The following is a 12,895-nucleotide window of genomic DNA, read 5'->3' as shown; positions in this document are numbered from 1 at the left end:
TTTACTTTTCAGTGTGCTTTAGGCACGAACCTTGATCTTCTCAAATTCGACACGCTGGGTGGCGTTCATAGAGAAGCCTTCAACCTTATCGGTCATAACAAAGATGCTGCTGCGCAGGTTGAAGTAGACGGCAACGGGGTCGTCGAGGTACAGGATTTGCTGAGCCTCTTTGTACATTTCCTTACGCTTTTCCTGGTCCATCTCAACGATAGCGCCATTCAGCAACTCATCCACGCGGGCGTTGGAATACCAACCATAATTGTTGGTGTTCAGGCCATCAGAACTGGTGACGAACACACGGCGCAGACAACCATCGCAGTCCAGGCCGCCCAGACCACCGTAGCCCATGATGAACATATCCCAGGACATTTGATCGGGGGTGATACCGTTCAGAGAAGCATTGAAGGTTGCACCATCCACGCTGTCAATAATAACATTGATGCCGACCTTGCCAAGGTTATCTTTAATGGCCTCGGCGAGTTCAACGCCCTTATTATAGCCATTGTAAGTCATAACAGACAGATCAAAACCGTTCGGGTAACCGGCCTCGGCCAGCAGTTCCTTGGCTTTTTCAGGATCATAGGGCTGAACACCCAGGTCAACATAGCCAAAGTACTGAGGCGCCACAGGACCATGGGTAGCAGTCTCACCAATACTGCCGTACAGAGCCTGGCAGATGGTCTCTTTATCGATGGCGTACATGATAGCCTGGCGAACTTTGGTATCGCTGGTCACATGGCCCTCGGAGCAGTTATACTGGAAGCCATGTATACCGTAGCCGGGCTTCTTGAAAACAACCAGGCCATCAGTGTTTTCCAGACGGCTTACATCGTCAACACCCGGACGGTCGATGATATCGACCTCACCGGTCTCGATTGCCATGGCACGAGAGGAAGCTTCAGGAATGATCTTGACAATCAGGTTCTTGGTGCCGGCTTCACCGCGCCACCAGTTCTCGCTGGCTTCCATAACGACCTGTTCGTCAACATCCCAGCTGACCAGCTTGTAAGGGCCGGTGCCATCGATGGTGGCGGGGTCAAAGCCCATGTCATCACCATACTGATCGATGTAGTCTTTGTTCAGGATAAAAGTGCATGCCTGGGTCAAAGTATCTTCAACAGCACCAAAAGCATGAGCCAAAGTCATGACGACGGTGTAATCATCGGGAGCGGTAACCGTATCGATGAACTCCACATTCTGGTAGTAACGACCGGGATGCTCTTTGTCCAGCAGGCGGTCAAAGGTGGCAACAACATCGGCGGAGGTCATCTCTTTGCCAGAGGATGCAAATTTGACACCCTTGCGCAGGTGGAAGGTCCAGGTCATATAGTCATCGCTGTGCTCCCAGCTCTCAGCCAGGCAGCCCTTGAACTCGCCGGTATCGGGATCGATCTCCAGCAGGCCCTCGTATAACTCACGCTCAATCTTATCATGGGAAACGTTCTTCTGCGGATCCAAAGAATCCGAGTCGCCGTATTCGCCAACGACCAAGGTATCCTTATACTCCACGTTGTCTGCCGCAGTAGTTGCTGTTTCTGCGCTGGCATTACTGCTGCTGGTAGATGCTGCACTGCCGCCGCAACCGGTCAGCATGCTGGCAACCATTACCATACTTACAGCACCCTGCAAGAAACGGCTGAAAGTCTTCTTTCTCATACATTCCACTCCTTTTATAAAATGAACTTTCCTCCAACCCGGACTCCCGTACGTTCGGCTGAGTTGATATTTGCCATTATACGGTTTTTTAGAACAATGTCAAACGAAAAAATATAAGCCTTTTTGTGCAAAACATCTAAGGATTCAACGCTTTACACCAATAAAGTGTCTTTAAAACTGTCTCTGATAGAAAAACAGATGCACTTTGAGCTTGGACGGATTTTGCACCAAGAAAAACTTGAAAAAAAGAAAACCGCAAGGCGGCAATTCGCGCATGAAAACAATTCACTGTTTACGCGAAGGATTTTTTTGTATATTTTTGCAATTTTCCATTTATAACTGGTCTTTAAGGGCTTTTTTCATTAGCGCCGCAGGACAGAGTGGAATTAAAGATAAATAAAGTAGACAAATCTTGCGCAAACGCCAGAAAGTGTGATAAAATACTAAACAACGCCAAATGCGGACAATTTGTGAAATGTGACAAATCTATTAACATACAACTATTTTTTTACAGAGAGGAGCCGTGCAAGGGCATGCCGTTGGATGACTATACCATTAAGTCTTATGCCGAGAAATTTGGATCTGAAATTTGCTGCAGTATCGTGAAAAACTTGACCTATCTGGAGCATGTGCATCGCTCTTACGAGATTTTGTACTTGCTAAAGGGGCAGATTGAAACTGAAGTACAAGGCCATCGCTTTACTTTAAATAAAGGAGACCTTTTATTTATTGCTAATGGTGCTGTGCACAGCTATGCTTCGCCTTTCGAGTCGCTTTCACTGTTGGCGGCTTTTTCTCCGCAGGATGCCCAGCAATTTACTACGATATTGCAGCAAAGTGGAAGGCAGTTTTGCTACTTACCAGCGGCTGAGATAAACGGCAGCCTGGATATGGCAGTGCAGGGCGTAGCGGACGGCATCCGCAACAATGCCAGCCGGGTCTCACTGGTAGCCTACATTAACTTGATCCTGGCACAGGTGGTAGCCGGATTGGATAAACAACCTGTTAGCCAATCAAGAAAAAATACGGCACTGGATGATGCCTTGATGTACATTAGTGACATGCTGCCAAATTCTATTGCAGCCGATGATGTGGCAAGCCATACCGGCGTATCGCGTTTTCAGATTTCGCGGCTCTTTAGTCAGTATATTGGCACCAATCTGAGCACTTACTGCGCGTTGATGCATATCAATGCAGCCCGCCGCATGTTGGTTCAGACAAATTTGCCAATCAGTGAGATCTATCAGCGCTGCGGTTATGCAAATTCTCGCAGTTTTGACCGCGATTTTGTGCGTTTTTCCGGACAGACTCCGCGTGAATATCGTGTTCAGGAAACGCCTGACGGCTTTACAAATTATGGTACACCTTTTGTGCGCGACCTGCTGCTGCGCAAATGGGGGCTGCTGGAATCCGAATAAAGAAATGTTATTGCTGCAACGCAGGAAAAACAATATGGACTAGGGTGAAATAAGAAGCAAATTGCGGAGTACATCAAGCATCAGCTTGACGAAGATCAGATAGCGGATCAAATGAGCCTGAAAGAGTTTATTGACCCGTTTACGGGTAGCAAGAATACCAAGGCATAAGTAAAACGCCCCTTAAGGGGCCTGCCACGAGTCGGCAATGTAGCTGGCCGAACCGTTCGAGGCCCCTTGAGGGGCGTTGTCTGTAATATGCCCTTCTAGGGCTTCCTCAAGCCCCCGGCTTAGCCGGGGGTTCTGACTATAGGCACAACGGCAGCAGCGTCCGGGGAGCGCAGGGAGAAAAGCACAGCTTTCAAGGGCGCTGACAAAAGAATGGCAAACGGGCTTTTCGCGCTCGAACCAGCAAATATGCGTCTTTTGTATACACCCTGGACAGTTTGCTCCGCACAAGCCTGCGTCCAAAGCTTTTTTGTTTTTCATAGATAAGACATCGCGTTATAAAAATTATAGCTGCCCTGTTGAGGACAGCTAAGAGGAGAGATAACAGGTTAAGCGCAGAATTTCAAAATGCCGAAAGCAGCGCCGATCAGCCCCAGCGGGACCAGCAGCAATAGGCCGCCCGCCACAAACAGGCAGACCAGCAGCACCGGCAGCGCTACCGCAAACAGCAGTGCGGCAATCACTTTGGCTGCGCACCAGGTCAGGTGCAGTGCCAGCCCGATGGAATGGAAAAACAGCCAGCCAAACAAAAACAATACAAACATGGTAAACAGCACGGTGCTACCTCCTTTTTATCACACACATCGGCAGGCGTTTTGCCTGTTCATTGAATATAACGAGCGGAAAATGCAGATTTGAGCAGACAAATAAAATGTTTTTGAAAAATTTAAGAGGCGGAACGATGAATTTTGATACCCCGCCCCAAGCCTTGACTATTTGCGGCGCGTGGAATAAAATTTTTGAAGATACCCGGCACAAGCGGCAGGCCGCGCTGGACTGCCTGTTTGCCCGCGCGTACCCTGCGCGGCCTGGGGGAGCAGCCCGCCGTGCAGGAAATGTACCCGCAGAAGGTTAAGGCAATACCGCACAATTCCCGCCTAACGGCTCAAGCACCGCTCCGGCGGCTGCGGCACGGCATCTGCGTTGCCAAAATGCTCGATCATGTCGGGTTGCGGTACCCGCATCGTGCTTCGGGGGCAAAAGCCCCTCGCACTCTGCGACCGCAGCCCCTGCTTCGGTTCGCTGTTTCCGCCACTGGCGGCGCTCACCTTTGCAGCATCCAGTATTATCTGCGCTTTTGGCTTAGCAGCTGCCGCACCTCGCTCGCCGTATCGGCACTTAGAATTATGCGGTATTGCCTTAAAAGAAATTATGCAGACGGAAAGGATAAAGAAGTAAAGCCGGAGATTGTGGGCACGGTAGAATCATGAAGCATGAAAGGGTTTTCAAATGGATTATATCCAAATTACAAAGGATAATATTGAGAAAGAACATATCTGCTGTGCAATGTCCGGCAAGCAGAGCGTGATGAAAAAGGAATGGCTTAAGCAGCGCTTTGCAGAAGGTTTGGTTTTCTACCGGAGCACGGAGCGCGGCAAATGCTTTATTGAGTATATCCCGGCAGAAAACGCATGGGTCCCGATTCAGGCAGACGGATATGTTTATATCGATTGTTTGTGGGTATCCGGTTCCCTAAAAGGACACGGATACGCCAATGAACTGTTGCAGCAGTGTGTGCAGGATGCAAAAGGGCAGGGGCGAAAAGGGCTGTGCATTCTATCCGCAGAAGGACGAAAACGCGAATTTCTCTCCGACCCTAAATTTATGGCATATAAAGGGTTTGCTGTTGCAGACACATCAGAATGTGGAATCAACCTGATGTATCTGCCGTTTGAACAAGATGCCGAGCCGCCAAAATTCAAGGCGTGCGCCAAGCACCCTGCGGTAGAGCAGAACGGGTTCGTTCTTTATTATACCGATCAGTGCCCGTTTACTTACTACTGGGTGCCGCGGGTGGAAGAAGCCGCAAGAGAGCACGGGATACCGTTGAAAGCTGTTCATATCACCAGTAAGGTGCAGGCACAAAATGTGCCCGCGCCGGTTACAACCTATGCACTGTTCAAAGATGGCAAATTCCTGACCCAGAGCATTCAGTCTGACAAAAAGTTTCTGCATCTCGCAGGGGTACAGAGTTAACCAATGTTTACGTGTGAAACAAGCGGCCGAATGTTTTTGCGTTAGGGCAATACCGCATAATTCTAAGTGCCGATACGGCGAGCGAGGTGCGGCAGCTGCTAGGCCAAAAGCGCAGATAATACTGGATGTCTTATCGAGCATTTTGGCAACGCAGATGCCGTGCCGCAGCCGTCGGAGCGGTGCTTAAGCCGTAAGGCGGGAATTGTGCGGTGTTGCCTTAGCAAAATGGCGGAGCCTAAAACGGTTGAAAAATACTCCGCAGGGACCGCACCATGTACGCCCGTATTCTAAAGCATATAGAGGGAAAACACAAAATGAAGTACAAAAAAGGAATAACCGCCCTGGCACTGGCGGCCCTGCTGCTGGCCGGGTGTGCCGCACCGCAGGCCGTGCAGGCACCCGCCCCGCAGCAGACGGCCAAAGCAGCCGAAACCCAGTCCGGCGTTACCTTTACCGATGCCATGGGCTACCCCGTTACCGTGCAGAGCTGGAACCGTGTGGTCAGCCTGTACGGCAGCTTTGCCGAAGCATGGACCCTGGCAGGCGGCACGCTGACTGCCACAACGGAGGATGCCATCAAGGAGCGTGGGCTGGACCTGGGAACAGACATTGCCGTGATCGGCACCAATCAGGACCCCAACACCGAGGAAATTCTGGCCCAGAACCCGGACTTTGTGATTTTGAATGCCGAGGTCAGTGAGCAGACGGCCCTGCATGAATTTTTGCAGGAGGCAGGGGTGCCGCACGCCTATTTCAAAACCAATACATTTGATGAATACCTTGCTATGCTGCGCACTTTTTGTGATATGACAGGCCGCGAGGATTTGTATGAGCAGAACGGCCTTGCCGTGCAGCAGCAGATCAGCGATGTGCTGGAACTGGTGCAGAACGCCAAGCTGCCCGCCCCCAATGTGCTGTTGCTGCGGGCGTATTCCTCCGGCTGCAAGGCAAAAGGCAGCGATAACATGACCGGCGCAATGCTGAAGGACTTGGGTGCGATAAACATTGCCGATGCGGACGACAGCCTGCTGGAAAACCTGAGCATGGAAAACATCATTGCGGATGACCCGGAAGACATTTTTGTGGTTACCATGGGGGCCAGCCAGCAGAAAGCGCTGGACTGGCTGGCCGAAAACCTGCAGGCCAATCCTGCGTGGTCCGGCCTGAGCGCCGTGCAGAGCGGCCATTATTATCTGCTGGATAAAGCGCTGTTCCACTATAAACCCAACGCCCGCTGGGGCGAAAGCTACCGCACCCTTGCGGCGCTGCTATATCCCCAGCTGGCTGATCAGCTGGAGGCCCTGGCATGAAACAGCCCGCAACACTGCCCACCCTGCGCAGGCAGGGAGCCGCGCTGACCGTTTTAGCGCTGGCCGTGGTGCTGGCAGCTTTGGCCGGGCTTTGCTTTGGCAGCCAAGGCTATACCCCTTTGCAGCTGTGGCAGGCATGGTGCAGCGGCGATCCCCAAAACGCCGTCTACCGCGTTTTGCTGCATGTGCGCTGGCCCCGCACCCTGGCCGGACTGCTGGCAGGCAGCGCGCTGGCGGCAGCGGGCGTTTTGCTGCAGGCCGTGCTGAACAACGCCATGGCAAGCCCTAACGTGATCGGCGTGAACGCCGGCGCCGGGCTGGCGGCACTGTGTGCTGCGGCTTTGTGGCCTACCCACCCCAACGCGGTACAGCCTGCGGCGTTTGCCGGGGCGCTGGCCGCCGCCCTGCTGGTGTATGGGCTGGCGCTGGGGGCCGGGGTAAGCCGCACCACGCTGGTGCTGGCGGGCCTTGCCGTCAGCGGAATGCTGACCGCGGGCATGAATACGATCAAGCTATTGTACCCGGATGCGATTGCCGGGGCATCAGACTTTTTGGTGGGCGGCTTGTCCGGCGTAACACTGTCCGGGCTGAAAGGCGCTGTGCTCTACCTGATCACCGGGACGCTGCTGGCTCTGCTGCTGGCGGCAGACCTGAACGTGCTATGCCTGGGGGAACAAAGTGCAGCTTCCTTGGGGCTGCACATCGGAGCAGTTCGCTTTTTGGGCATTCTGGCGGCGGCGCTGCTGGCGGGGGCAGCTGTCAGCTTTGCAGGGCTGCTCAGCTTTGTGGGGCTGCTGGCCCCGCACATTGCCCGGCGGCTGGTGGGCAATAACCATCGCATTCTGCTGCCCGCGGCCATGCTGCTGGGGGCGGCTTTTGTTGTGCTGTGTGATGTGCTGGCACGCTGCCTGTTTGCTCCGTTTGAACTGCCGGTGGGCATTCTGCTGTCCCTCATCGGCGGGCCGTTCTTCCTTGGCTTGCTGCTGCACGGCAGGGGGAGGCGAATGTATGATTGAATTACAGCATGTCAGTGCGGGCTATGGCGCACAGGATGTGGTGCGGGATGTGAGCTTTGCCGCCCCAAACGGCCAGCTGACCGCGCTGATTGGCCCCAATGGCAGCGGCAAAACCACCCTGCTGCGCGCCATGACGCGCACGCTGCCCTGCCGCAGCGGCAATATTCTGCTGGATGACCGCTCCATCGCCAGCTATGGCCGCAAAGAGTTTGCCCGCACAGCAGCGTTTATGCCGCAGTCCCGCCCGGTGCCGGGAATCACGGTGCGGGCGCTGGTGGCACATGGGCGGTTCCCGTATCTGGGCTTTTCCCGCCGGATGACAGCGCAGGATACCGCTGCGGTGGAGCAGGCCATGCGCCGGACCGGCACGCTGGATTGGGCAAATCGGGATGTGCGGGTGCTTTCCGGCGGCGAACGCCAGCGGGTGTACCTTGCCATGGCGCTGGCCCAGGGCGGAACAACCATTTTATTGGATGAGCCCGGTGCCTTTCTGGATGTACGCGCCCAGTTTGAACTGCTGGACCTGCTGCGCAGCGTGGCAGCGGGCGGCAAAGCCGTGGTGCTGGTTATGCACGAGCTGCCCCAGGCCATGCAGTATGCGGATCGCATTGCCCTGTTGGGTGGCGGCCGCCTGCTTGGCTGCGATACCTCCGCTGCCCTTGCTGCTACCGGTGCGGTGGATCGGGTGTTTGGCGTCCGTTTGTGCCGTGCGCCGGATGGGGTGTGGTATGTGAAGGCGGAGGGGTAAGCAAATTCTGGGGCAATACCGCATAATTCTAAGTGCCGATACGGCGAGCGAGGTGCGGCAGATGCCAAGCCAAAAGCGCAGATAATACTGGATGCTGCAAAGGTGAGCGCCGCCAGTGGCGGAAACAGCGAACCGAAGCAGGGGCAGCGGTCGCAGAGTGCGAGGGGCTTTTGCCCCCGAAGCACGATGCGGGTACCGCAACCCGACATTATCGAGCATTTTGGCAACGCAGATGCCGTGCCGCAGCTGCCGGAGCGGTGCTTAAGCCGCAAGGCGGGAATTGTGCGGTGTTGCCCTGGTTCGGCAGAGTGCTGAAAAACGTGAATCACCCGTAGGGGGGGCACATCGTGCGCCCGCCGCCGCATCGCTCCAATCATAACACCCACAACCCAATACAAACAAAATCGACCGCAAAGGCGATAACTCATTCGCCCCTGCGGTCGGTTTGTTTATGCGGCTTTAACGGTTATTGTTTGGTGAGGGCGAACGCGGCGATCATGTTAACCACGCCGCTGAATGCCAGCATGATACCGGCAATGCGCATCATCAGCGCGGTGGAAGCGCCCGGCGCAAACAGGGCGTATACACCCAGCAGCACACAGGCAATGCCGATGATCAGCGGCACCCACCACAGGGTATCGCCCCAGCGCTTGCGGTTGACTGCGGTCTGGATACTGGTCATGCCCTGAATCATCAAAAATACGCAGATGATAAGCCCCACGATCTCCACCAGCGTGTAAGGCCGTGTAATGAAGAACAGCCCCACCATAATGCCCGCCACGCTGACCGGCAGCAAAGGCGAAGTCATAAAGGTGGCGCGCTGGAAGGTGACGGAATTGACCGCACCGGCAGCACCGGCCAGCAAAATCAGCCAGCCAATCAGCGAACAAAGCGCAACCGTGGCGGCACCCGGCTGCATGATCAGGTAAATGCCCAGCACAATGCTGACCAGCGGCATCAAAATCAGTTCCCAACGGATCTCTTTCATAAAAGCAGTCCCTCCTTGTGGATAGCCTGGGCCGATGTACGCTGCGCCATGCAGGGCGCACCTGCCTTCTATCTTTATTATATCACATGGGCATATTATATCACATGGGCATGCCTGCGTCATCCTTGCGGCGCAGGCGAGGAGCGTTATCCTGCCGGTCAATTTCACTGTTTTGTGTGGAAATTCTGCTTCCGCCCTCTGCCAGCCCCAAAAGATCGGCGGCTTCGGTGGGTTCCAGCTGCTGCACGCTTTCCAGCTTGCGGGTAATAGCGCGGCTGCGGGTGCCGATCAGCTCTTCCAGATCGTTGCCGGTCTGGTTCAGGTGGCGCTGCATGGATTGCAGTCCACTGCCGAACTTCTCGAACTCCGTCTTTACCGCGCCCAAAATCTGCCATACCTCGCCGGAGCGCTTCTGGATGGCCAGCGTGCGGAAGCCCATCTGCAGCGCATTCAGCAGGGCCGCCATAGTGGAAGGCCCCGCAATGTTGATCTTGTAATCCCGCTGCAAAATTTCCGGCAGACCACAGTTCACCACCTCGGCATACAGCCCTTCAAACGGCAGGAAGAGAATGCCGAATGCGGTGGTGTACGGGACTTCAATGTATTTATCGTGGATGTCCTTGGCTTCCTGCCGCACCACGGTTTCCAGTTGGCGACGGGCGGCGGCTACCGCGGCGGGGTCGCCGCTGGCCTGGGCATCCTGCAGGTGTGCATAGGTATCGCCGGGGAACTTGGCGTCAATGGGCAGCCACACGGTTCCGCTCTGGCCCGGTAGCTTGACGGCATATTCCACCCGGTTGCTGCTGCCGGGCACAGTAGCCACATTTTCGGCGTATTGGCCGGGGGCCAAAATTTCTTTCAGGATCGCCCCCAGCTGTACTTCGCCCAGAATACCGCGGGTCTTTACGCCGGAAAGCACCTGCTTCAGGCTGCCCACATCGGCGGCAAGGTTCTGCATCTCGCCCAGGCCCTTGTACACCTGTTCCAGCTGGGTGCTGACCGCCCGGAACGATTCGCTGACCCGGCGCTGCAGCGTGGCTTCCAGCTTTTCGTCCACCGTGCCGCGGATTTCATCCAGCTTTTTGTTATTGTCGGCCCGGATGTTTGCCATGCCCTGCAGCAGGGTTGCCCGCACGCCGTCCAGCCGGTTGGCGTTGGTGTCTTCCAGATTTTTCAGGCGGGTTTCCAGCACCTGCAGCTGAGCCAGCAGGGCATCGTTGGCAGCGCGCTGGCGGGCGGCACCGGCGCGGTCGATGGCGTCCAGCCGGGCGGTGGCGGCTTCCTGGCTCTGGCGCTGGCTTTCGGCCAGCAGGGTTCCCATGTCCCGCGCGCTGGCGGAGGTTGTGCGGGTCACTTCGCCCTGCATCACGCGCAGCTGGTCGGCCAGCACTTCGGTTTCGGCCTCTACTTCATCCCGCACAATGCGGGCAATTTCATCAGTCTGGTCCTCGGCGGTGTTCTGCTGGCCGCTGCGCAGCAAAAGCAGAATCAATAATACGTTGGTCAGTACCGACAGCAACAGAAGAATAATCAATAAAGGCTGCATCCCACAAGGTTCCTTTCTTACTTGGCTGTTTTGGTTCAGCTTTAGTATAGCATAGGAAACTGCAAGATACAACCTTTTGTTGTGCAGCGCTTGCGATTTAAAGAAGGAAAATGGGGCGGTTAAAAGCAGGAGTTTATGGAGTAGGGCGCCCCGTAGGGGCGCATATTGTGCGCCCGTCGCCTTGCGGAGAACGACGTGACGGAATATATGGCAAGGTGCGCTATGCGGGATGATGCCCCCCTACTGCGTGCTTTCAAGGCTTCCGGTAGTGTTTATCAATTCTTATATCACAATCGTAAGCAATAGCATTTGATATAACACCAAAAAAGGGAACGCACCTGATTCACAGGGCACGTTCCCTTTTTATTTCTTAACTTATCCCTTTATGCGTTTCACAGCGGTGCCAAGTCAAACCGGTACAGAGTGGTTGCGCTGTAGGGGCGGTCGGGCAGGACGGTGGTATCCGGGAAATCGGGATGGTTAGGGGCATCAGGGAAATCCTGGGTTTCCAGGCAGACGGCGGCATACTGGCCGTAAGATGCGCCATCCTTGCAGGCGGTGGCGGACTTGAGGAAGTTGGAAGTATACAGCTGCACGCCGGGCTGGGTGGTCAGGGTCTCCATGCGGATGCCCGTTTCGGGGCCGGTCAGCCATGCGGTGTGGCGCAGACCGCTGTCCGCAATAACATAGCAGTGGTCATAGCCGCTGCACTGCTTCAGGGCCGGGTAATCGGCGTTGATATCGCGGCCAATGGTCTTTTCCTCGGTAAAGTCCATCGGGGTGCCTGCCACAGCGATCTTGCGCCCGGTGGGGATGGAACCGGCATCCGTTTCCAGATAGGCCGGTGCAGCCAGAGACAGACGGTGCCCCAGCACGCTGCCGGAAGCATGGCCGTTCAGGTTAAAGTAGCTGTGGTTGGTAATGTTTGCCACAGTGGGGGCATCGGTGGTCAGGGTGTACTGAATCATCAGGCCGGCGCCTGCCAGGCTGTAGCGCACTTCCAGCTCGGCGTTGCCGGGGAAGCCGTCGGTGCCGTCGGGGCTGGCTGCGGTCAGAACCAGGGTATCGTCCCCCTCAAAGCCCATGTCAAACACGGTCTTATCAAAGCCGTGCAGGCCGCTGTGCAGGCAGTTTTTGCCCTCGTTCGGGGTAACATGGTATTCTTCCTCATACAGGGTGAATTTGGAGCCGCCAATGCGGTTGGCGTAGCGGCCCACCACAGCGCCCAGAAAACAGGTGTTCAGCTCATAATCCTGCACGGTGGGGTAGCCCAGCACAACATCCACCTTGTTGCCCTTGCGGTCCGGCACAAGCAGCTGCTGGATGGTAGCGCCATAGCTTAAAATATGAACTTCGATGGTATCGTTCGCCAGAATACCGACCTTGACCGACTGGCCTGCGGTGGTTTTGCTGAAATCTTTGATTTGAATGCTCATTCTGTGGTTCCTCCTTCAGAATTTTCGCCGTCCTGCTGTGCAGCAAGGTCATGGCGGACGCTTTTGCCCACGGCGCCGGTGCCATAGTTCAGCATCCGGTTCACCCGGCTGACCGTTGCGCTGGAAGCGCCCGTCAGCTGGCGGATTTCGCTGTACACCTTGCCTTGCAGCAGGCACCCTGCTACATCATAGCGCTGTTCCATGGTGCGGAGCTCCGTTACAGCGCAGAGATCCTCAAAAAATCGAATACAATCGTCCAGATTATCCAGCCGCAGGATGGCTTCATACAAAGCAGTGCTGCGGGGCTGCCCGTTGGGGGTGGTTCCAGCGCGCATAGGCGCCTCCTTATATATTGCATCATCGTGCATATTTGCCCTGCCAAAACAACCAAAATGTGGCAAGCTATCACTTATCAATTTTAGCAACTGCACCAACACAAGTCAAGACTTTAATGCGCTGAATTCCATATTTAATTTTTATGAGGTCTGTCAGTTCCGCCCCGCCGGGCCAAAAGTTTTTCTTGCGCTCCGGCAGGCCCCGCGGTATGATAAAGACATTGAGCACCGGCGCGTGTC

12 protein-coding genes and 1 pseudogene are annotated in these 12,895 nt (G+C 55.2%); 7 read left to right on the top strand and 6 right to left on the bottom strand.

Annotated features, from left to right (window positions below):
• Window positions 1-18: 18 nt before the first annotated feature.
• A complete protein-coding gene (locus PG062_RS03625; protein WP_270751190.1) occupies window positions 19-1,656 on the bottom strand; it encodes an ABC transporter substrate-binding protein in 1,638 nt (545 codons plus the stop codon).
• A gap of 533 nt (window positions 1,657-2,189) precedes the next feature.
• Between PG062_RS03625 and PG062_RS03620 the strand changes: the two genes are divergently transcribed.
• Together PG062_RS03620 and PG062_RS03615 are read left to right on the top strand one after the other, a co-directional pair.
• The gene (locus PG062_RS03620; protein WP_270751189.1) at window positions 2,190-3,074 is read left to right on the top strand and encodes a helix-turn-helix domain-containing protein; all 885 of its coding nucleotides are present in this window, start codon (window positions 2,190-2,192) and stop codon (window positions 3,072-3,074) included.
• Window positions 3,075-3,122: 48 nt separating this feature from the next.
• Window positions 3,123-3,242 (top strand): annotated as a pseudogene (locus tag PG062_RS03615) (IS200/IS605 family transposase); the annotation flags it as partial.
• A 386-nt stretch (window positions 3,243-3,628) separates the two neighbouring features.
• Here the strand turns inward: PG062_RS03615 and PG062_RS03610 are convergent.
• Complete coding sequence (locus PG062_RS03610) at window positions 3,629-3,856, bottom strand: hypothetical protein (RefSeq protein WP_114001308.1); 228 nt, start codon at window positions 3,854-3,856, stop codon at window positions 3,629-3,631.
• 95 nt (window positions 3,857-3,951) lie between these two features.
• On the opposite strand from PG062_RS03610, the gene PG062_RS03605 reads away from it, so the two are divergent.
• The 5 genes from PG062_RS03605 to PG062_RS03585 all read left to right on the top strand — a co-directional run bounded on the left by PG062_RS03605 (window position 3,952) and on the right by PG062_RS03585 (window position 8,350).
• On the top strand, window positions 3,952-4,155 hold the full coding sequence (locus tag PG062_RS03605) for a hypothetical protein (RefSeq protein WP_270751188.1): 204 nt from the start codon (window positions 3,952-3,954) through the stop codon (window positions 4,153-4,155).
• A gap of 374 nt (window positions 4,156-4,529) precedes the next feature.
• On the top strand, window positions 4,530-5,276 hold the full coding sequence (locus PG062_RS03600; protein ID WP_270751187.1) for an N-acetyltransferase: 747 nt from the start codon (window positions 4,530-4,532) through the stop codon (window positions 5,274-5,276).
• A 314-nt stretch (window positions 5,277-5,590) separates the two neighbouring features.
• The gene (locus PG062_RS03595) at window positions 5,591-6,586 is read left to right on the top strand and encodes an ABC transporter substrate-binding protein (RefSeq protein ID WP_270751186.1); all 996 of its coding nucleotides are present in this window, start codon (window positions 5,591-5,593) and stop codon (window positions 6,584-6,586) included.
• Complete coding sequence (locus PG062_RS03590; protein WP_270751185.1) at window positions 6,583-7,602, top strand: FecCD family ABC transporter permease; 1,020 nt, start codon at window positions 6,583-6,585, stop codon at window positions 7,600-7,602. Before PG062_RS03595 ends, PG062_RS03590 begins: the two co-directional genes overlap by 4 nt.
• Window positions 7,595-8,350 carry an ABC transporter ATP-binding protein gene (locus PG062_RS03585; protein WP_270751184.1) on the top strand — a complete coding sequence of 252 codons (756 nt, stop codon included), beginning with the start codon at window positions 7,595-7,597 and terminating at the stop codon, window positions 8,348-8,350. Before PG062_RS03590 ends, PG062_RS03585 begins: the two co-directional genes overlap by 8 nt.
• Before the next feature lie 466 nt (window positions 8,351-8,816).
• On the opposite strand, the gene PG062_RS03580 is transcribed toward PG062_RS03585, so the two are convergent.
• The 4 genes from PG062_RS03580 to PG062_RS03565 form a co-directional block, all read right to left on the bottom strand.
• Window positions 8,817-9,338, bottom strand: coding sequence for an HdeD family acid-resistance protein (locus tag PG062_RS03580; RefSeq protein WP_270751182.1), 522 nt, complete (start codon window positions 9,336-9,338; stop codon window positions 8,817-8,819).
• 100 nt (window positions 9,339-9,438) lie between these two features.
• Window positions 9,439-10,884, bottom strand: coding sequence for a DNA recombination protein RmuC (locus PG062_RS03575; RefSeq protein WP_270751181.1), 1,446 nt, complete (start codon window positions 10,882-10,884; stop codon window positions 9,439-9,441).
• 392 nt (window positions 10,885-11,276) lie between these two features.
• Complete coding sequence (locus PG062_RS03570) at window positions 11,277-12,320, bottom strand: aldose epimerase family protein (protein ID WP_270751180.1); 1,044 nt, start codon at window positions 12,318-12,320, stop codon at window positions 11,277-11,279.
• Window positions 12,317-12,655 (bottom strand): YerC/YecD family TrpR-related protein, encoded by a 339-nt coding sequence (locus tag PG062_RS03565; protein ID WP_270751179.1) that lies wholly within the window; start codon window positions 12,653-12,655, stop codon window positions 12,317-12,319. Before PG062_RS03565 ends, PG062_RS03570 begins: the two co-directional genes overlap by 4 nt.
• Window positions 12,656-12,895 lie beyond the last annotated feature (240 nt).

The sequence above is a fragment of the Gemmiger qucibialis genome, from assembly GCF_027689445.1.
GTDB classification, from domain to species: domain Bacteria; phylum Bacillota; class Clostridia; order Oscillospirales; family Ruminococcaceae; genus Gemmiger; species Gemmiger qucibialis.
Note: the sequence above shows the minus strand (reverse complement) of the source record. Positions and strands in the feature narration are given on the sequence as shown.